This window comes from Mycobacterium montefiorense, from assembly GCF_025823255.1.
Taxonomy (GTDB): Bacteria; Actinomycetota; Actinomycetes; order Mycobacteriales; family Mycobacteriaceae; genus Mycobacterium; species Mycobacterium montefiorense.
This window is the reverse complement of the sequence record NZ_JACKVL010000009.1, coordinates 204,474-222,955: the sequence shown is the minus strand read 5'-3', so window position 1 is coordinate 222,955 and position 18,482 is coordinate 204,474. Positions and strand designations below refer to the sequence as shown.

The 18,482-nt window shown below is 67.3% G+C and carries 18 protein-coding genes and 1 pseudogene; 10 read left to right on the top strand and 9 right to left on the bottom strand.

What is annotated here, in order from left to right; genetic code table 11:
• The first annotated feature begins 82 nt into the window (after nucleotides 1-82).
• Entirely contained in the window at nucleotides 83-562 is a 480-nt protein-coding gene (locus tag H7K34_RS08655; RefSeq protein WP_108921268.1) for a gamma-glutamylcyclotransferase, read from the top strand.
• An 84-nt stretch (nucleotides 563-646) separates the two neighbouring features.
• Nucleotides 647-1,465 (top strand): alpha/beta hydrolase, encoded by an 819-nt coding sequence (locus H7K34_RS08650; protein ID WP_264061583.1) that lies wholly within the window; start codon nucleotides 647-649, stop codon nucleotides 1,463-1,465.
• Between the two features lie 3 nt (nucleotides 1,466-1,468).
• Here H7K34_RS08650 and H7K34_RS08645 read toward each other — a convergent pair whose 3' ends face one another.
• From H7K34_RS08645 to H7K34_RS08635, 3 genes are read right to left on the bottom strand one after another with little or no spacing between them, the layout of a single operon-like run.
• The gene (locus tag H7K34_RS08645; protein ID WP_264061445.1) at nucleotides 1,469-2,641 is read right to left on the bottom strand and encodes an amidohydrolase; all 1,173 of its coding nucleotides are present in this window, start codon (nucleotides 2,639-2,641) and stop codon (nucleotides 1,469-1,471) included.
• Nucleotides 2,638-3,822 (bottom strand): M20 family metallopeptidase, encoded by a 1,185-nt coding sequence (locus H7K34_RS08640; RefSeq protein WP_264061444.1) that lies wholly within the window; start codon nucleotides 3,820-3,822, stop codon nucleotides 2,638-2,640. The genes H7K34_RS08645 and H7K34_RS08640 overlap by 4 nt, the downstream gene beginning before the upstream one ends.
• A 50-nt stretch (nucleotides 3,823-3,872) precedes the next feature.
• Nucleotides 3,873-4,475 (bottom strand): cutinase family protein, encoded by a 603-nt coding sequence (locus tag H7K34_RS08635; protein ID WP_108921271.1) that lies wholly within the window; start codon nucleotides 4,473-4,475, stop codon nucleotides 3,873-3,875.
• Nucleotides 4,476-4,577: 102 nt separating this feature from the next.
• Here H7K34_RS08635 and H7K34_RS08630 point away from each other — a divergent pair, with 102 nt between their 5' ends.
• Together H7K34_RS08630 and H7K34_RS08625 are read left to right on the top strand one after the other, a co-directional pair.
• Nucleotides 4,578-5,384 carry a purine-nucleoside phosphorylase gene (locus H7K34_RS08630; protein WP_443677681.1) on the top strand — a complete coding sequence of 269 codons (807 nt, stop codon included), beginning with the start codon at nucleotides 4,578-4,580 and terminating at the stop codon, nucleotides 5,382-5,384.
• Between the two features lie 15 nt (nucleotides 5,385-5,399).
• Nucleotides 5,400-6,887: pseudogene (locus H7K34_RS08625) on the top strand (phospho-sugar mutase); the annotation flags it as partial.
• Here H7K34_RS08625 and upp read toward each other — a convergent pair.
• Nucleotides 6,778-7,512: a uracil phosphoribosyltransferase gene (upp, locus tag H7K34_RS08620; protein ID WP_264061442.1), complete on the bottom strand. Its 735-nt coding sequence runs from the start codon at nucleotides 7,510-7,512 to the stop codon at nucleotides 6,778-6,780. The pseudogene H7K34_RS08625 and the gene upp sit on opposite strands and share 110 nt — an antisense overlap.
• 103 nt (nucleotides 7,513-7,615) lie before the next feature.
• On the opposite strand from upp, the gene H7K34_RS08615 reads away from it, so the two are divergent.
• Genes H7K34_RS08615 through H7K34_RS08605 form a run of 3 tightly spaced genes read left to right on the top strand, consistent with a single transcriptional unit; the run spans nucleotide 7,616 to nucleotide 10,883 of the window.
• The gene (locus H7K34_RS08615) at nucleotides 7,616-8,518 is read left to right on the top strand and encodes an alkaline phosphatase family protein (protein WP_264061441.1); all 903 of its coding nucleotides are present in this window, start codon (nucleotides 7,616-7,618) and stop codon (nucleotides 8,516-8,518) included.
• Nucleotides 8,519-8,576: 58 nt separating this feature from the next.
• On the top strand, nucleotides 8,577-9,884 hold the full coding sequence (gene satS / locus H7K34_RS08610) for a protein export chaperone SatS (RefSeq protein ID WP_264061440.1): 1,308 nt from the start codon (nucleotides 8,577-8,579) through the stop codon (nucleotides 9,882-9,884).
• A gap of 15 nt (nucleotides 9,885-9,899) precedes the next feature.
• The gene (locus H7K34_RS08605) at nucleotides 9,900-10,883 is read left to right on the top strand and encodes a VWA domain-containing protein (RefSeq protein WP_264061439.1); all 984 of its coding nucleotides are present in this window, start codon (nucleotides 9,900-9,902) and stop codon (nucleotides 10,881-10,883) included.
• Between the two features lie 16 nt (nucleotides 10,884-10,899).
• On the opposite strand, the gene H7K34_RS08600 is transcribed toward H7K34_RS08605, so the two are convergent.
• Both H7K34_RS08600 and H7K34_RS08595 read right to left on the bottom strand, forming a co-directional pair.
• The gene (locus tag H7K34_RS08600; RefSeq protein WP_264061438.1) at nucleotides 10,900-11,907 is read right to left on the bottom strand and encodes a VWA domain-containing protein; all 1,008 of its coding nucleotides are present in this window, start codon (nucleotides 11,905-11,907) and stop codon (nucleotides 10,900-10,902) included.
• Between the two features lie 45 nt (nucleotides 11,908-11,952).
• Nucleotides 11,953-12,984 carry a cupin domain-containing protein gene (locus tag H7K34_RS08595; protein ID WP_264061437.1) on the bottom strand — a complete coding sequence of 344 codons (1,032 nt, stop codon included), beginning with the start codon at nucleotides 12,982-12,984 and terminating at the stop codon, nucleotides 11,953-11,955.
• A 133-nt stretch (nucleotides 12,985-13,117) separates the two neighbouring features.
• Here H7K34_RS08595 and H7K34_RS08590 point away from each other — a divergent pair, with 133 nt between their 5' ends.
• The 3 genes from H7K34_RS08590 to H7K34_RS08580 are packed head-to-tail and all read left to right on the top strand — an operon-like array spanning nucleotide 13,118 to nucleotide 15,549.
• Nucleotides 13,118-13,795 (top strand): GntR family transcriptional regulator, encoded by a 678-nt coding sequence (locus H7K34_RS08590; protein WP_264061436.1) that lies wholly within the window; start codon nucleotides 13,118-13,120, stop codon nucleotides 13,793-13,795.
• 38 nt (nucleotides 13,796-13,833) lie between these two features.
• A complete protein-coding gene (locus H7K34_RS08585; protein WP_108921340.1) occupies nucleotides 13,834-14,097 on the top strand; it encodes a CDGP domain-containing protein in 264 nt (87 codons plus the stop codon).
• A gap of 33 nt (nucleotides 14,098-14,130) precedes the next feature.
• On the top strand, nucleotides 14,131-15,549 hold the full coding sequence (locus H7K34_RS08580; protein ID WP_264061435.1) for an HNH endonuclease signature motif containing protein: 1,419 nt from the start codon (nucleotides 14,131-14,133) through the stop codon (nucleotides 15,547-15,549).
• Here H7K34_RS08580 and H7K34_RS08575 read toward each other — a convergent pair.
• Genes H7K34_RS08575 through H7K34_RS08565 form a run of 3 tightly spaced genes read right to left on the bottom strand, consistent with a single transcriptional unit; the run spans nucleotide 15,546 to nucleotide 18,330 of the window.
• The gene (locus tag H7K34_RS08575) at nucleotides 15,546-16,634 is read right to left on the bottom strand and encodes an adenosine deaminase (RefSeq protein WP_264061434.1); all 1,089 of its coding nucleotides are present in this window, start codon (nucleotides 16,632-16,634) and stop codon (nucleotides 15,546-15,548) included. The two genes, H7K34_RS08580 and H7K34_RS08575, sit on opposite strands and share 4 nt — an antisense overlap.
• Entirely contained in the window at nucleotides 16,631-17,932 is a 1,302-nt protein-coding gene (locus H7K34_RS08570) for a thymidine phosphorylase (protein WP_264061433.1), read from the bottom strand. The genes H7K34_RS08575 and H7K34_RS08570 overlap by 4 nt, the downstream gene beginning before the upstream one ends.
• Nucleotides 17,929-18,330: a cytidine deaminase gene (locus tag H7K34_RS08565; protein WP_264061432.1), complete on the bottom strand. Its 402-nt coding sequence runs from the start codon at nucleotides 18,328-18,330 to the stop codon at nucleotides 17,929-17,931. Before H7K34_RS08565 ends, H7K34_RS08570 begins: the two co-directional genes overlap by 4 nt.
• Nucleotides 18,331-18,482: the final 152 nt, after the last annotated feature.

Genomic DNA, 18,482 nt, shown 5'->3' with positions numbered 1-18,482 from the left:
CTAACCTATCCAAACCTGTCCAAGAACCCGCCAGACGGTCGGATGAATACCGAGTGCGCGTCGGCCGTTTAAGCTTTCACCCGTGCCGCTCTACGCCGCCTACGGGTCGAACATGCATCCCGAGCAGATGCAGCAGCGTGCACCCCACTCGCCGATGGCCGGAACGGGCTGGTTGCACGGGTGGCGGCTGACCTTCGGCGGCGAAGACATCAGCTGGGAAGGCGCGCTGGCCACCGTCGTCGAGGATCCCGATTCCAAGGTGTTCGTCGTGCTCTACGACATGACATCGGCCGACGAGATGAGCCTGGACCGGTGGGAGGGCTCCGAGTTCGGCATCCATAAAAAGATCAGATGCCGGGTGGAGCGCCTGTCCTCGGACACCACCACCGACCCGGCGCTGGCGTGGCTCTACGTGCTCGACGCCTGGGAGGGCGGGCTGCCGTCGGCGCGCTACCTGGGCGTCATGGCCGATGCCGCCGAAATCGCCGGCGCGCCAGGAGAATACGTGCACGACCTACGGACACGGCCGGCCAGCAACATCGGACCCGGGACGACAGCCTAAGTGTCGATTCTGTCCCACCCGGTGGTCGCCGACATGGTGGCGCGTTTGTTCGACGTCGTGGTCAACCCGGCTCCCAGCGCTGCCGTGCGCTTCCCCGAAGTGCAGGGACGAACCTCGAGCGCTAGCATCCCCACCCGGCACGGCCCGGTATCCGCAACCGTCTACCGCCCGGCGGCCGACACGCCGCGCCCGGCCGTCTACGTCAACGTGCACGGCGGCGGATTCGTGGTCGGACACCCCGAGCAAGACGATCCGTGGTGCCGTTACCTGGCCGCGCACGCGAACGTGGTGGTGATCAACCCCGACTATGTACTGGCGCCGCGTCACCGCTTCCCCGCGGCAGCACATCAGATCTACGACGTCGTGTGCTGGGCGGCCGACCCTGACCGCGACTGGGACGGCCGGCGGCTGTGCGTCGGTGGCCAAAGCGCGGGCGGCAATCTCAGCGCCGCGGCGGCCCGGCTCTCGTTGGAGAATCACGGCCCCCGCATCGCGCTGCAGATGCTGCACTACCCGCCCCTGGACCTCGTCACGCCCGCCCCCGACAAATCGTCCACGGCAGGCTCGCGAGCGGTCATGAAGCCGTGGATGAGCGAGGTCTTCGACACCGCCTACATACCCGACCCGGCACAGCGTCGCGACCGCCTGGCCTCTCCTGCGTGGGGCGATAACGCCGACCGAATCGCCGGCATCGCGCCCGCACTGGTCGTGGCGGCCGAACACGATCGACTTCGCGACGAAGCCCGGCGATACGCCGAAAAACTTGACGCCGCTGCGGCATTGGCGGAGTACTACGAGGTGGCCGGTGTCGACCACGGCTACAACATCATCAGCGAAGCCGCCGACGTGACGCGCCGGAGCTACGCCCACATCGCCGAGCACGTGGCGCGCGCCACGAACTGAGCCTTAAGAGAAGACGGCCGACTGCTCGACGATGTTGACCATCACCCGCAGTCCGACACCCAGCGCGCGCTCGTCGAGATCGAAATTCGGCTGGTGCAGGTCCAGCTGCGGGCCTTCACCCGGCCACACCCCTAACCGTGCCATCGCGCCGGGAACCTCCTCCAGGTACCAGGAGAAGTCTTCGCCGCCACCGGACTGCCGGGTGTCAGCCAGCGCATCGGGGCCCACGCCCTCGATCGCGTGGGTCAGGATGCGGGTGGAGACCTCCTCGTTGACCACCGGGGGCACGCCGCGCCGGTATTGCATCGTGTGTTCGATGCCCAGCGGCGACAGCAGCGCTTCGGTGGCCTGACGAATGATCTCCTCGAGCTCGAGCCAGGTGTGCCGACTGGCGGTACGCACGGTGCCGGACAACTGGCCGCTCTGCGGGATCGCGTTGGCGGCCACGCCGGCGTTGACCGCACCCCACACCAGAACGGTGCCGTTGCGTGGGTCCAGGCGCCGGGACAGCACTCCGGGCACCCCGGTGATCAGCGTGCCGAGGCCGTAGACCAGGTCGCTGGTCAGGTGTGGCCGCGACGTGTGCCCGCCGGGCGAATACAGCGTGATGTGAATGTGGTCGGCCGCCGACGTGATCGGGCCCTGCCGGACCGCGACCTTGCCGACCTCCAGCCGGGGGTCGCAATGCAGCGCGAAGATCCGGGACACCCCGGTCAGCGCCCCGGCGGCGATGGCGTCGATCGCGCCGCCGGGCATCAGCTCTTCGGCGGCCTGAAAAATCAGTCGCACCCCGACCGGCAGTTCGGGCACCGACGCCAACACCTGAGCGGCGCCCAGCAGGATCGCGGTGTGCGCGTCATGTCCGCAGGCGTGCGCGACGTTCGGCATGGTCGAGGCATAGGGCGCATCGGTTCGCTCGGCCATCGGCAGCGCGTCCATGTCGGCCCGCAGCGCGATCCTGGGCTGGTGTTCGGGGCCGAAATCACAAGTCAGCCCGGTACCGCCGGGCAGCACCTTGGGGTTCAGGCCCGCATCGGCCAGCCGCTCGGCGACGAACTGTGTGGTGGCGTATTCCTGACGGCCCAACTCCGGATAGCGGTGGATGTGCCGGCGCCACTCGACCATGTCGTCGTAGTGGGCGGCCAGCCACGATTCGGCCGTGTCGATCAGGCTCATCTGCCGGCCCGACGTTGCACCCCGGCCAGCACCCGGTCCCGTTCGGCACCGTCCTGGGCGAGCTGGACAACCGTGCGCGCCAGCATGACGGCGCCCTCGACCACTGCGCGGTCGGCACTCGGTCCGGCGGCGGCTGCGGCGAAGGCGCGCTGATGCACGGTGGCGCCACCGGCGTCGACACCGATCACCGGGTGAATGCCCGGCAGCACGTGCGTGACGTTGCCCATATCGGTGCTGCCCATCGGCAGCGCCTTCTCGTATTCGGGCGCCACCGGCTCACGCCCGAGTCGGCGCATCTCCGCCCGACAAGTTTCGGCCAGCCATTCGTCCGGCATCAGCTCCGCGTATGCCGGTGACGGCGTCGCGATTTCGTATTCGCAGCCGGTGGCCAACGCGCCTGCGGCAAAACACGCAAACATCCTGCCCTCCAGCTCTCGCAGCGAATCCAGCTCGACCGCGCGCATCGCGTACTGCAGCGCCGCGTTGCCGGGGATCACGTTGACCGCCTGCCCGCCGTTGGTGACGATCCCGTGGACCAGCTGCCCCGGCGCCAGTTGCTGGCGCAGTAAGCCGATGGCGACCTGCGCGACGGTGACGGCGTCGGCGGCGTTGACACCCAGATACGGGGCGACGGCGGCATGCGATTCCTTGCCGCGATAGTCGACGGTCACTTCGGACAAGGCCAGCGAGCGAGCGGCGGCGATGTCGGTGGGCCCGGGATGCAGCATCACTGCGGCCGCGACGTCGTCGAAGATCCCGGCCTCCAGCAGCAGCGCCTTGCCACCGCCGGCCTCCTCGGCGGGGGTACCGATCAGGGCCACGGTCAGACCGAGCTCGTCGGCCACCTCGGCGAGCGCCAGCGCGGTTCCGACCGCCGACGCCGCGATGATGTTGTGGCCGCAGGCATGTCCGATTCCGGGCAGCGCGTCGTATTCGGCGCAGACCCCGATGACCAGTGGTCCGCTGCCGAAGTCGGCGCGAAAGGCGGTGTCCAGACCGCCCGCGGCTCCGGTTAGCTCGAAGCCACGCTCGGCGACCAGAGCCTGCGTTTTGGCACAGCTGCGATGCTCGGCGAAGGCCAGCTCAGGCTCGGCGTGGATTGCGTGCGACAGCTCGACTAGATCGACGCCACGACGCCGCACCGCGTCCTCGACGCTGTCCAATGCGGTGTTTGTGGGCATCCTCGCAGTATCTCATCGACCGAAGCTGCGGCCGACCGCCCCGGCAGGGGCTACACCCGTCCGGCGATGAAGCTCGCCGCCTGGCCCGGGTAGGGCGGTACCGAATAGTCGTGGTGGGCCTCGCGGTCGCGACCGCCGACGACGCAGACCGGGTCACCGGGGCTGCACAGGTCGATGGCACGGCCGGCGAACTGCCCCGCCGTCGAGAGCGGGGTGTTGAACCGGTTGCCGGGATTGCCGAACACGGCGACCGCCCTGATCTTGCTGGCCAGGCCGGGGTCCAGCGCCGGAGCCGACCCGAACTCGCCGATGGTGTTGCCCAGCGGCGGCACTCCCGCGAGCATCGAGACCGCGCCGGCGCCCTGCGAGAAGCCGCCGAGGATCAGGTGGGTGCCCGGGCACTGGTCGACCATCGCCGCGATGTGATCGCGGGCGTCGTTGGCGCCGTCGCCGGTCTGCAGAAAGTTGTAGCTGGCCGGATAGTTCACCGCGTAGTTATCGAAGTTGCGTCCGCCCAGGGCGGGCTGCAGGGCGGCGAACAACGCATCACCCACGGCGCCCAGCCCAGGCGGCTCGTTGGTACCGCGGGCAAAAATGAGTTGGACGTCGGGACAGTCGGCCCGTGCCGTCGGCGCCGGACCACCGGCGACCATGGCCACCGAGGCAGCGATTGCAATGACCAGGCCGGTAACCGGCCCCCTACCAAATCTCATGCGGCAAATCCTGACATATATAGCGAAGCTATGCTCGCGCGTGTGGTCGACGTTGCATCCGAGGACTCTCAACTCGCACAGCGCGCGGCAAATTCCATCCACGAGCGCACCGGGGAAGCCGAGCACGACATCGCGATCGTTCTCGGCTCGGGATGGTCGCCGGCGTTAGCTGCGCTGGGCTCGGCCGACGTCGTGGTGCCCCAGGCCGAACTGCCCGGTTTCGCACCGCCCCGCGCGGTCGGCCATCCCGGTGAGCTGTTGTCGATGCGCATCGGTTCCCACCGGGTACTGGTGCTGGCCGGGCGCGTGCACGCCTATGAGGGCCATGACCTGAGCCACGTCGTGCACCCGGTCCGGGCGGCCTGCGCGGCCGGGGCCGGCATCGTCGTGCTGACCAACGCGGCGGGCGGACTGCGTACCGGCATGCGAGTCGGTGCGCCCGTGCTGATCAGCGACCACCTGAACCTGACCGCGCGTTCGCCATTGGTGGGCGCGCAGTTCGTGGATTTGACCGATGCCTACGCGCCGCGGCTGCGCGAGCTCGCCCGCCAGGCCGACCCCGAGCTGACCGAAGGCGTGTACGCGGGCCTGCCCGGGCCGCACTACGAAACGCCGGCCGAAATCCGGATGCTGCGGACGCTGGGCGCCGACCTGGTCGGCATGTCGACGGTGCACGAAACGATCGCCGCCCGCGCGGCCGGCGCCGAGGTGCTCGGCATTTCGCTGGTGACCAACCTGGCCGCCGGTATCACCGGCGCTCCGCTGAGCCATGCCGAGGTAGTGGCCGCCGGGGCCGCGTCGGCGTCCCGGATCGGCGCGCTTTTGGCCGACGTGATCGCCCGGATTTAGCACAATGGTCTTGTGACACAACCACTGCGGTTCGGCACCGCCGGATTGCGCGGCCCGGTCCGCGACGGTCCGGACGGCATGAACGTCGCGGTGGTATCGCGTGTCACGTGGGCGGTGGCGCAGGTGCTCACGGATCGCGGCCTGGCCTCCGCACGGGTGATAGTCGGGCGCGACGCCCGGCACGGCTCGGCGATCTTCGCCACGGTAACCGCTGAAGTGCTTGCTGCCCAGGGCTTTTCGGTATTGCTGCTACCCGGGTCGGTGCCCACGCCAGTGGTCGCATACGCGGTGCGTCACACCGGCGCCGCCGCCGGGATCCAGATAACTGCCTCGCACAATCCACCGACCGACAACGGCTACAAGGTGTACTTCGACGGCGGCATCCAGATCATCTCCCCCACCGACACCCAGATCGAAACTGCAATGGCCACAGCGCCTCCCGCCGAGCAGATCGCGCGTAAACCGGTAGCGCCGGCGGACACCGACCTGGTCGAGCGCTACATCGGGCGGGCGGCCGGGGTGCGGCGCGGCGCCGGTTCGGTGCGAGTGGCGCTGACCGCGCTGCACGGCGTCGGCGGCGCGGTGGCCGTCGAGACGCTGCACCGGGCCGGCTTCCATCAGGTCCACACCGTCGGCGCCCAGTTTGCGCCGGACCCCGACTTCCCCACCGTCGCGTTTCCGAACCCGGAGGAACCCGGCGCCGCCGACGCACTGCTGGCCCTGGCCGCCGACACCGGGGCCGACGTCGCGATCGCCCTGGACCCCGATGCCGACCGATGCGCGGTGGGCATCCCCACGGCTGCGGGGTGGCGGATGCTCTCCGGAGACGAAACCGGTTGGCTGCTAGGTGATTACATTCTTTCTCGCGAGCAGTCGGACACCACCGTGGTTGCCAGCACCGTGGTGTCCTCCCGCATGCTGGCCGCGATCGCCGCCCATCACGGTGCGGTGCACGTCGAGACCCTCACCGGCTTCAAGTGGCTGGCACGCGCCGATTCGAAAGTTCCCGGCGCCACCTTGGTCTATGCCTACGAGGAGGCGATCGGCCATTGCGTCGACCCCGCCGCGGTGCGCGACAAGGACGGCATCAGCGCCGCGGTGCTGGTGTGCGACATGGTTGCCGCTCTGCAACAGCAGGGCCGTTCGGTGTCAGACGCGCTCGACGAACTCGCCCGCCGATACGGCGTACACGACGTTGCGGCGGTCTCCCGCCGGGTCGCCGACAGCGCCCAGGCCGCCGAGCTCATGGCGCGGCTGCGTACCGCCCCGCCAAACCAATTGGCCGGGTTCGCGGCGGCCATCACCGACCTCACCGACGCGCTGATCTTCACCGCGGGTGACGACGACACCTCGATCAGGGTGGTGGTACGGCCTTCCGGGACCGAGCCGAAGCTCAAGTGCTACTTGGAGATTCGCTGTGCGCCTTCCAATGATCTGATTTCTTCCCGGACTTACGCCGCCGCGCTGCGCGCTCAGCTGGTTGCCTCGGTGGAACGCTGGTGAAGATGTGGGGCCCGAACTGACGATCGCCTGCGTCGCCCAGGCCCGGCACGATGAACGCCGACTTGTTGAGTCCCTTGTCGATCGCCGCGGTGAACACTCGCGCGTCCGGCGCAATTTTCTCAACTGCCGCAAGGCCTTCCGGCACGGTCACCACGCAGAGCACGCTGATATCGGTTGCGCCCCGGCGCTGTAGCAGTTCGATCGTGTACGTCATCGACCCGCCGGTGGCCAGCATCGGGTCAAGCACCATGACCGGCCGGCGTTTGAGCTTCTTGGGCAGCGACTCCATGTACGGGAATGGCTGATGGGTTTCCTCGTCGCGCGCGACGCCGACGAAGCCGACCTGGGCCTCCGGGATCGCAGCATGTGCCTCGTCGATCATCCCGAGCCCGGCCCGCAACACCGGGACCAGCAGCGGCGGATTGATCAGTTTCGTCCCAACCGTGTCGGCCAGCGGCGTGCGGATCCTGACCGGCGCGGTGTCCGTGTCGCGGGTGGCCTCATAGACGAGCATCAGCGTCAGCTCGCGCAGCGCGGCCCGAAAGCCGGAGGCATCGGTACGTTCGTCGCGCAGCACCGTCAGCCGGGCCGCGGCCAACGGGTGGTCGATCACGCATACGTCCATCTGTCCGAGGGTATATAACGATCCGACGTCGGTTACCTAAAGTGCAGCTGACATGCACGCGCGCCTGCCACCCGTCACGCGCAACCGCTCATATGCTGCCCGGGTGTTTCGCGAGATTCCAAGTCCCAGAAGGCGGATCAGCGGGGCGTATCGCGCCCTAGCGCTGTGCGCAGCGGTGGCACTGACGTGGCTGGCGGCCACCCCGTTGGCTCCCCGCGTGACCGCCGCGGCTGCGCTGCCCCGCCCCGCGCACATCGTAATCATGGTGGAAGAGAACCGTTCTGAGGGCCACATAATCGGCAGTCCGCAAAACCCGTTCATCAACGCCCTTGCCTCCCATGGCGCCAACATGGCCCAGTCGTTTGCCGAGACACACCCCAGCGAACCGAATTACTTAGCGCTCTTCGCTGGCAACACATTTGGCGTGACGAAGGACTCGTGCCCGATCAACGCCGGCAACGCACCCAACATGGCTTCCGAATTGCTGGGCGCCGGCTACACATTCATCGGTTATGCCGAGGACCTGCCCGCCGTCGGCTCTGCGGTATGCACCTCGGGCAAGTACGCGCGCAAGCATGTGCCGTGGGCCAATTTCACCAACGTGCCGCCGACGAGTTCGATGCCGTTCTCCGCGTTTCCGCAAGGGAACTTCGACAGCCTTCCGACGGTCTCGTTCGTCATTCCGAACAACGACAACAACATGCACGACGGCTCCATCGCGCAGGGCGACGCCTGGCTGAATCGGCAGCTGTCCGGATATGCCAACTGGGCGGTGGCTAACAACAGCCTGCTGATCGTGACCTGGGACGAGGACGACGGATCCGCGTCGCCAGGCAGCCGCAACCAGATCCCGACGATCATCTACGGCGCGCACATCGCGCCGGGCACCTACAGCGAGCAGATAAGCCACTACAACCTGCTGTCCACCATCGAGCAGATGTACGGGCTACCCAAGACCGGCAACGCAGCCAACGCTCCCGCGATCGCCAGCATTTGGGCGGGATAGGTGTCCCGGCCCGGCACCGGACCCGGCTCATTGCTCAGTCGTCGCTATTCTGTGCCGCATGGCTGCTGACCTTGTCCCGATCCGTCTGAGCCTGTCCGACGGCGACCGATACACCGTGTGGGCACCTCGCTGGCGCGACTCAGGCGACGAGTGGGAGGCGTTCCTGGGCCGCGACGACGACCTGTTCGCGTTCGAGACCGTTGCCGATCTCGTCGCGTTCGCGCGCGCGAACACCGACAACGACCTGGTCGACCACCCGGCGTGGAAAGACCTGAGTACGGCCCACGCGCACGGTTTCGATCCCGCTGAGGACAAACATTTCGACCTGGTCGCGGTGGAGGAGCTGGTGGCCGAGAAGCCGACCGAAAAGTCGGTGACCGCGCTGGCCGGCGCGCTGGCGATCGTGTCGTCCATCGGATCGGTGTGCGAGCTGGCGGCGGTGTCGAAATTCTTCAACGGCAACCCCAGCCTGGGCACGGTATCCGGCGGGATCGACCACTTCACCGGCAGGGCAGGCGCCAAACGCTGGAATGCGATCGCCGAGATCATCGGGCGCAGCTGGGACGACGTGCTCAGCGCGATCGACGACATCGTCAGCACTCCCGAGGTCGACGCGACGGCGTCGGAGAAGGCCGCGGACGAATTGGCCGAAGAACGCGAAGAGCCCGAAGAAGACGAGGCCGTCGTCGACGGCGAAGCCCCCGTCGACGACGAGGACACCGAAGCCGAAGGCGACGACGAGGCCGAGGACGACGAAGAGGACGAAGACGCCGAGGAGGAGGAGCGTGCGCCCGGCGACACCGCCGTGCTCGGCGGCGACGAGGACTTCTGGCTGCAGGTGGGCATCGACCCGGTCCGGATCATGACGAATTCGGGCACCTTCTTCACGCTGCGCTGCTATCTGGACGATCGCCCGATCTTCCTGGGCCGCAACGGACGGATCAGCGTGTTCACCTCCGAGCGCTCGTTGGCCCGCTACCTGGCTGACGAGCACGACCACGACCTGTCCGACCTGAGCACCTACGACGACATCCGTACCGCCGCCACCGACGGATCGCTGGCCGTGGAGATCACCGACGAGAACATCTACGTGCTCAGCGGGCTGGCCGACGATTTCGCCGACGGACCCGACGCCGTGGATCGTGAGCAACTCGACCTGGCCGTCGAGCTGCTCCGCGATATCGGTGACTACTCCGAGGAGAGCACCGTCGACAAAGCCCTGGAAACGGGCAAGCCGCTGGGCAAGCTGGTGGCCTACGTGCTGGAGCCCGGCTCGGTTGGCAAGCCCGCGTCGCCGTATTCGGCGGCGGTGCGGGAATGGGAGGACCTGGAAAAGTTCGTCGATTCGCGGCTCAGGCGCGAATAGTGCCGAGGTGAACTGATGTCGCTTCCTGCCATCGGCCCCCTGCCGCTGTATGGATTCCAGCGTCCGGCGCTGTTGCTGTTCGGGCTGATTCCGCTGGCTCTGCTCGCCGTCTATGTGCTGGTGCAGGTCCGGCGCCGGCACCGCCTGCGCCGCTACACCGAGGCGCAGGTGCCGCAGTCGTTCTGGCGGCACCTGCCGATAGCCGTATCGCTGCTCAGCTTGGCGCTGCTGACCATCGCGCTGGGCACCCCGACGCACGACATGCGCATACCGCGCAATCGCGCCGTCATCATGCTGGTGGTCGACATGTCGCAGTCCATGCGAGCGACCGACGTCGAGCCCAGTCGGCTCAAGGCCGCCGAGCAAGCCGCCAGCAAGTTCGCCGCCCAGCTGACGCCGGGCATCAACCTCGGACTCGTCGGATTCGCGGGAACGCCCTACCTGCTGGTGCCGCCGACGCCGGTGCACCAGGCCACCATCGATGCGCTGCCCAAGCTGCAGTTCGGCGATGGCACGGCGACCGGTGAAGCCATCTTCACCGCGTTGCACGCGATCGACGCAACGAACACGACCGGCGGCGACACTCCCCCGCCGGCGCGGATCGTGCTGCTGTCCGACGGCGGCGAGAATCGGCCCACCGATCCCGGTGATCCGCATGACGGCGCGTACACCGCCGCGCGCCTGGCCAAGGATCAGGGCGTGCCCATCTCGACGATCTCGTTCGGCACCCCGAACGGAACCATCAGCCTGGACGGGGCGACGGTGAAAGTCCCCGTTTCGACGGATCAGATGAAGAAAATCGCGCAGCTGGCCGGCGGACAGTCCTACACCGCGGGCAATCTCGACGAGCTCAACAAGGACTACAACGCCATCCAGAACGAGATCGGGTATCGCATCGTGGCCGGGCCCGGTGGCGCCGGGTGGCTGCGCCTCGGAGTGCTCACCGCCCTGATCGGCACGGTGCTGGCGCTGCTGATCAACCGCAGGCTGCCGACTTAGCAGCGCAGGCGATCGCTCAGGCGGGCAGCCTGCGGTTCAGGAACAGCCCGGCCAATACGGCGCCGGCCATCACGAATGAGCCGAGCAACAGCCAGGCCAGGCTCGCATCGCCCTTGACGGTCTCGTACCCGATCTGGCGCTGCAGCGTCGAGTAGACGTCCTCGAGCGAACCGAGGCTGTTGGCATGGAACGCCTGGCCGTTGGTGATCTTGCAGATTTCCTGCAGGGTCTGATCGTCGACCGGCACCGGAATTGTGGCGCCTTGATACTCGACGGTGCCATCGGCGGTGCCGAAGGAGATCGTCGATATCTGCACCCCTTGGTCTTTGGCCGCCCGCGCCGCGGTGAACGCTCCCTGCGGGGCGTTGGGATCCAGCGGCACATTCTCGGCGCCGTCGGACTCCAGCACGATGCGCGCCGGTGGCGGGCCGTCGCCGCCGCCCATCACCGCACCGACCGTGGCGATGGCCTGCAGCGCGGTGAAAATGCCTTCCCCGGTAGCGGTTTTCGGCGCCGCCTGCAGGCCATCGATAGCGGATTTGACGGCGCCACGGTTGGTCGTCGGCGAAACCAGCAGGGTGGCGTTGGCCGCGAAAGCCACCAACCCGAGGTTGATGGCCGGCGTCAACTCATCGGTGAATTTCTTACCGGCCTCCTGCGCGGCGGCCAACCGGTTCGGAGCCACGTCCGTGGAAGCCATCGACTCCGAGATGTCGATGACCAGCATTACCACCGCGCGGTTGAGCGGAATTCGGACGCTGGTGGTCGGTCCGGCCATGGCCGTCGTCAGCAGCACCAGCGACACCGCGAGCAGCATTGTCGGGACATGGCGCCACCGCGACAGCCGGGCCGGCGCAACCCGTTCCAGCACCTCCATGTTGGCGAATCGCAGCACTCGCCGGCGTCGCGCGAATTGCTGGACGACGTAGAGCCCTATCACCAGCAGCACGGCCAGCAGCAAAAGAAAGAACCAGCCGTTCTGAAAACCCGTGAGCGACACCGGGCCTAGGAGGGGCAACTTCATGCCAAGAGGGTATTCGTCAACTATTCACGCCGCACAGCGCCCGCCTTAGCCAGCGACAAGGTCGCGACGCTGAGTGAATTTGATGTCGAGACTGCGCAAGTGGGTCTGCAGTCCCGCATCCTGAACCGGGATCAGGTGGGCAGGCTGGTCGGTCTCGTTGAAGTGGGCGTGCCACATGCCGGGCGGAGTCGTGAACGCACCACCGGCCTGCCAGTCCACCCTGATCGGGTCGACGATGTCGCCGCGCTCGTCGATGCGGGTGCCCAGCAACGAGTAGCAGCCGGCCGGCGGTGCGTCGAGGATCAGATCCAAGGCGACCGACTGATGCCGGTGCGGGCGCTGCTCCTGGTTGGGCGGCAGCACGCCGAACATTGCCCACAGGACGTGGGTGATGGTCAGCGTCTGCTCCTGGTTCTCGTTGGCCAGCAGCACGCTCACCCGGCTCTTGTCGTTCGCGCCGGGGCGGGAAGCGATCTCGTCCAGCTTGGCCACCGCGTCCGTGCGGCAGAACTTGGTCGCGGCGAATCTCGGCTCGCGCGCCTCGGCGCCCAGGTAGCGCAGCAACGGCTCGTCGTGCACCCAATACATGGCCGCCTCGGAGTCGGCGTAGAACACCGAGCGGGCACCGGCGGGCAGGGTCAGGAAGTCACCCTTCTCCCACTTGACCAGCTGGCCGTTGACTGCGGCGAAGCCGTGCCCGAACAGCACGTAGTACAGCTGCGAGGTGGCGTTCGGGCTGGTGCCGATCTGCTCGCCGGCGCGGATGCGCAGGAAGTTGGCCAGCAGCGCGGGACTGGTCGCCGCACCTGCGATGCCCAGGTCGGCGGAGAGATCCAGGGGCACCACACCGGTGGGCTGGTCCAGGTAGAGGTCGGGTCCGAACTGGGTAATCGGAACCTGCGGCGCATGTCCGGAGCCGATCGGATTGGCGGCCTTGGAGTACTCGAAGTAGCAGGCCTCGTCGGCCCAGTCGGCGAAACGGCCCTCGAATCCGTACTCGGCAACGTTGGTCATCGGCGCGGGAATCGTCGGGTCCAGGTTCACGGCCACTGTCTGGGCTGGTTTCGCAGTGGACATTGCACATCTCCTTCATACTTAAGTACATCTTGTGTTTGAATCGTATCTATCTTGTATCCCAGTGTCAATCGCGGGCGCCGGTGTACCGTCATAAACGCTTGTGAGATACGACTTAGCTACAAGAAGGGGTGCCGTGGCAGCGAAGCCGACCGGCCCACGTTCCGGCACGGCCAAAGACCGTGCCCTGGAGTACGTCAAGACCCAAGTGCTCACCGGCGCCTTTCCGGGCGGCGAACTGATCAGCGAGGGCGATATTGCCACCGCGCTGGGCATGTCGCGAACCCCGGTGCGCGAGGCCTTCTTGCGTATGGAAGCCGAGGGCCTGCTGCGGCTGTATCCGCAGCGCGGGGCTCTCGTCATCCCGGTCTCGCCCGACGAGGTCCGCGCGGTCATCGAGGCCCGGCTGGTGATGGAGCAGTACGCCGCCAGGAAGGTGGTCGGACGCGGAGCGGCCGCGTGCGCCGCCGTGTTCGAGCGGCTATCGAGTGAGCTGCAAAGGCAGCGCGACGCGGCGGCGGCGAGCGACTGGCGGAGATTCCTCGACTCCGATCGGACCTTCCACGCCATCACCCTGGAAGAGGCGGGGAACGGGATTTTGTGCGGCTTCTACTCGTCGCTGCGCGACCGGCAGATGCGGATGATCGGCGAATCGGCGATGCGCGAACCGGATCGGGTGGCGACCATCCAGCACGAACACCTCGCCATTGCCGAAGCGCTGCGCGATGGCGATCTGCCGCGGGCACTGCAGGCCGTGCAGACCCACCTGGCCAGCACCGTGCGCGCCATCGGCCTCGATGCGTCGTTGCTCTGACCTATCGGAGCAGGTCCGCCCAGCGGTAGCTTTGCACCATGAAGCGCTGCATCGTTTCAGGCCTGGCCGCCGTACTGATGGGCATCGGGTTGATCGCCGCCGCGCCGCCGGCCGGCGCCGGCTGCCAGTACGGCGGACCCGTGATCAGCAAGTGCGACGGACCCATCCAGCCCGACGGCAGCTGGGAACGTTGCGTGGTGACCCACAACCTGGTGGCCAACGGTGCCAGTTCTTTCTTCGTGCCCGAACGGACCTGCAACGTAATGGGCCCTGGGGGCTTCGACCCGCACATCGACGGCTGAGAGCTGTCGGACCAGTTTCATATACTCGAACACATGTTCGAGTCATTGGTCTTGCTCGATCGTATCACCGACGCGGCGCGGGTGGAAGCCCAGGCCGCGGCGGCTCGCCTGCTCGCGATCGGCGACCTGTTCCGGTTGCGGTTGGCCCAGCACGGCAAGCACGCGCAGTGGGCGGCCGACACCAGCGATGCGGTGGCTGCCGAAATCGCCGCCGCACTCGACATCAGCGTGGCGATGGGCCACAGCAACCTGCGTTACGCCCGAGCCATGCACGAACGGCTGCCGGATGTGGCCGCCGTCTTTCGGGCCGGCGACATCGACTTCCGGCTGTTTCGCACCATCGTGTTTCGCACCGACCTAATCGTCGATGCCGAGGCGCTGGCCGCTGTGGATGCCCGGCTGGCGATCAAAGCGCCACGCTGGCCGTCGATGACCAACTGGAAGCTCGCGACGGAGATCGATCGCTTGGTCGCCAAGACCGATCCCGACGCGGTGCGCAGGTCGCGCGAGTATGCGGCGGACCGCTATCTGGAGGTCACCCCGATGGACCCAGGCATGGCGCTGCTCAGCGGCACGGTCTTCGCGACGACGGGGCAAACGCTCGATCGCCGGCTCGACGAACTCGCCAAGACCGTGTGCGATGCCGATCCCCGCACCGTCGGGCAGCTGCGCGCCGACGCACTGGGCGCACTGGCGGCCGGCCGGGACCGGTTGACGTGCGGATGCGACGGCGCCGATTGCCCGAGCGGTTCCGCGCCGCGACAGCACAACTCCGTCGTGATTCACGTGGTCGCTGACAGCGCCACCGGGGACGGGTCCGGTGCGGCTCCGGGATTTCTCTACGGCGACGGCATCGTCCCCGCCGAAATCGTCCGCGAGTTGTCCAGATCGGCCAAGCTGCAATCGATTACCCCGCCGGCGGCCGCGGAATCCGGATACCTGCCGTCTCGGGCGCTGACGGACTACGTGCGGGCCCGCGACCTGACCTGCCGGGCACCGGGCTGCGATCGGCCCGCGACCGAGTGCGATATCGACCACACCGTGCCCCATGGCGACGGCGGCGCTACCCATCCGTCGAACCTTAAATGCCTGTGCCGAAAACATCACCTGCTCAAGACTTTCTGGGGCTGGCGTGACCAGCAGCTGCCCGACGGCACCATTGTCTGGGCACTGCCCGACGGGCACACCCGCGTCACCACACCCGGCAGCGCTTTGCTCTTCCCCGCCTTGTGCGTCAGCGCCGACCCGCCGCCGGTCGTTGCGATGCCGGACATGCAGTGCGGCGACCGCGACGCGATGATGCCGACCCGGACCCACACCCGCGCGCAGAACCGCGCTGCTCGCATCGCCGCCGAGCGCCAGCACAACCGAAAGTCCCGCCAAGCGCGCAAAAAGCGTTGGGAATACACCCATGTCGGATCATCCGACGACGACGATCCCGCTCCGTTCTAACCGATCAGCACCGCATACCGCGGCTTGATCACCTGGTCGATGATCGCCAGCCGCTCGTCGAACGGAATGAATGCCGATTTCATCGCATTGATGGTGAACCGTTCGAGGTCGCTCCACCCGTAGCCGAAAGCCTGTACCAGTCGGTGCATTTCGAGGCTCATCGTGGTGTCGCTCATCAGCCGGTTGTCTGTGTTGACGGTGACCCGGAATCGTGCACGGGCCAACAGGTCGAACGGGTGATCCGCGATACTGTTGACCGCGCCGGTCTGCACATTCGAGCTCGGGCACAGCTCCAGCGGAATCCGCTTGTCGCGCAGGATCGATGCCAGCCTGCCCAGCTGGACGCCACCACCCTCGACGATCTCGATATCGTCGACGATGCGCACCCCATGACCAAGCCGGTCGGCGCCGCAGAACGCGATCGCGTCGTGGATCGAGGGCAGGCCGAATGCTTCACCGGCGTGAATAGTGAAGCGCGCATTGTGATCTCGCATGTATTCAAATGCGTCCAGGTGCCGCGTGGGCGGGTTGCCCGCCTCGGCGCCAGCGATGTCGAAGCCGACAACACCTTTGTCCCGGAACCGAATAGCCAACTCGGCGATCTCGCGCGACAGCGCGGCGTGACGCATCGCGGTGACCAACAGACGGACCACGATTGGCCGTCCGGCCGCGGCGGTGGCCTTCTCGCCGGCGGCGAAACCCTGCAGGACGGCGTCGACGATCTCGTCGAAGGACAAGCCGCGGTTGATGTGCAGCTCCGGGGCGAACCGCACCTCGGCGTAAACCACGGAGTCGGCGGCCAGATCCTCCACGCACTCGTAGCCGACGCGGTACAGCGCCTCGGGCGTCTGCATCACCGCCACGGTGTGCGAGAACGGCTCCAGGTAGCGCTCCAGCGAGCCGCTGTGCGACCGGGTGCGAAACCACGTCGCCAGCTCTTCGGCGTCGGTGGCGGGCAGCTCGTCGTAACCGATCTGACCGGCAATGTCGAGCACGGTCGACGGGCGCAAACCCCCATCGAGGTGATCGTGCAGCAGGGCCTTGGGCGCCTGCTGGATCTGCCGCAGATCCAGCGGGGCGCTCACCCGACGATCCGATCGATGATCAGCGGCCGCGACGGCGGTACCGCGTCGCCGACGCTGAACGCGCCGTCCAGTTCGGCCATCGCGGCCACGAAGCGTTCGGGAGTATCCGTGTAGAGGGTGAACAACGGCTCACCGGCGGCAACCGGTGAGCCCGGGCGCCGATGAATCCGAACGCCGGATCCGAATTGCACCTGCCCACCCGGACGGGATCTGCCCGCACCGAGTCGCCAAGCTGTTAGCCCCACTGCCATCGCGTCGATGTTTCCCATTGTGCCGCTCCGCGCGGCGATCACGGTCTCCGAATGTGAACCGATTGGCAACGGAACCGACAAGTCGCCGCCCTGGGCCGCGACCAGCTGCCGGAAGCGGTCCATCGCGGTGCCGTCGCGCAGCGTCTGGCCGGGGTCCTGGCCGTCGATCCCGGCCAGCTCGAGCATCTCGGCGGCCAGCGCGATCGTCAGCTCCACGACGTCGGGCGGCCCGCCGCCGGCCAGCACGTCGAGTGCCTCGGCAACCTCGAGCGCATTGCCGACGGTCGCCCCCAGCGGGCAGTCCATGCCCGTCAACAGCGCATGCGTGGGCACGCCGTGCGCCGCGCCCAACTCGACCATCGTGTGGGCCAATTCGCGACACTGCGCCTCGGTCGCCATTAGCGCACCGGCACCGGTCTTGACGTCGAGCACCAGCGCGCCGACTCCCTCGGCCAGCTTCTTGCTCATGATCGAGCTGGCAATCAGCGGCAACGAATCGACCGTGGCGGTGATGTCGCGCAGCGCGTACAGCAACTTGTCGGCCGGCGCCAGCTCACCGGCGGCGAATATCGCGGCACCGACGGCGCAAAGTTGTTGGTGCACTTGCGCAATGGTGATTCCCGCAGTGAACCCAGCGATCGATTCCAGCTTGTCCAGGGTGCCGCCGGTATGGCCGAGCCCGCGGCCGGAGACCTTGGGTATCGCAGCGCCGCAGGCCGCCACGACCGGCACCAACACCAGCGTGGTCTTGTCCCCGACCCCGCCGGTCGAATGCTTGTCCACGGTGGTCAACGGTGTCGAACGCCGGCGCAGATCGCTGAAATCCAGCCGGTCGCCCGACGCCAGCATCGCCGCCGTCCAGCTGGCGATCTCGCCGCTGTCCATGCCGCGCCAGAAGATCGCCATCAATAGCGCCGCCATCTGCTCGTCGGCCACGCGGCCACCGGTGTAGGCGTCGACGATCCAGTCGATCGCGGCATCGGACAGCCGGCCGCCGTCGCGCTTGGTCCTGATGACCGTCGGAGCGTCGAATGCGAAGTCGGTCAACGACGTTCCCGGGCCAGATCGTCGGCATCGAACGGATCGGGCAACAGCTCTTCGAGGCGGCGAGGGCCGGCCGAATGCGCGATCAGCAGCTCGCGTCCACCGTGCTCCAGCAGCACTTGGCGACACCGCCCGCACGGCATCAGCAGCGCACCTTGTGAGTCAACGCACACCAGGGCAATCAACCGGCCGCCACCCGTCGTATGCAGGGCAGACACCACACCGCATTCGGCACAGAGACCCAGGCCATATGAGACATTTTCCACATTGCAGCCAGTCACCACGCGGCCGTCGTCGACCAGCGAGGCAGCACCCACCGGGAATTGCGAATACGGGGCGTAAGCCCCTGCTGCGGCCTGTATTGCTTTGTCCCGCAGCAAATTCCAATCAATTTCAGGCATACCGCAACCCCAATCACCGATGGGCTTACTCGAGAAGGCCAACCTTAACTCTGGCACGAAAACACCTTTCGCGAATGGTGTTGCTTGGTTCCAGACGCATCGTTACGGGGCTAAGCTCGACTGCCCGGCAAAAAGGTTTCGCGGAAGATATA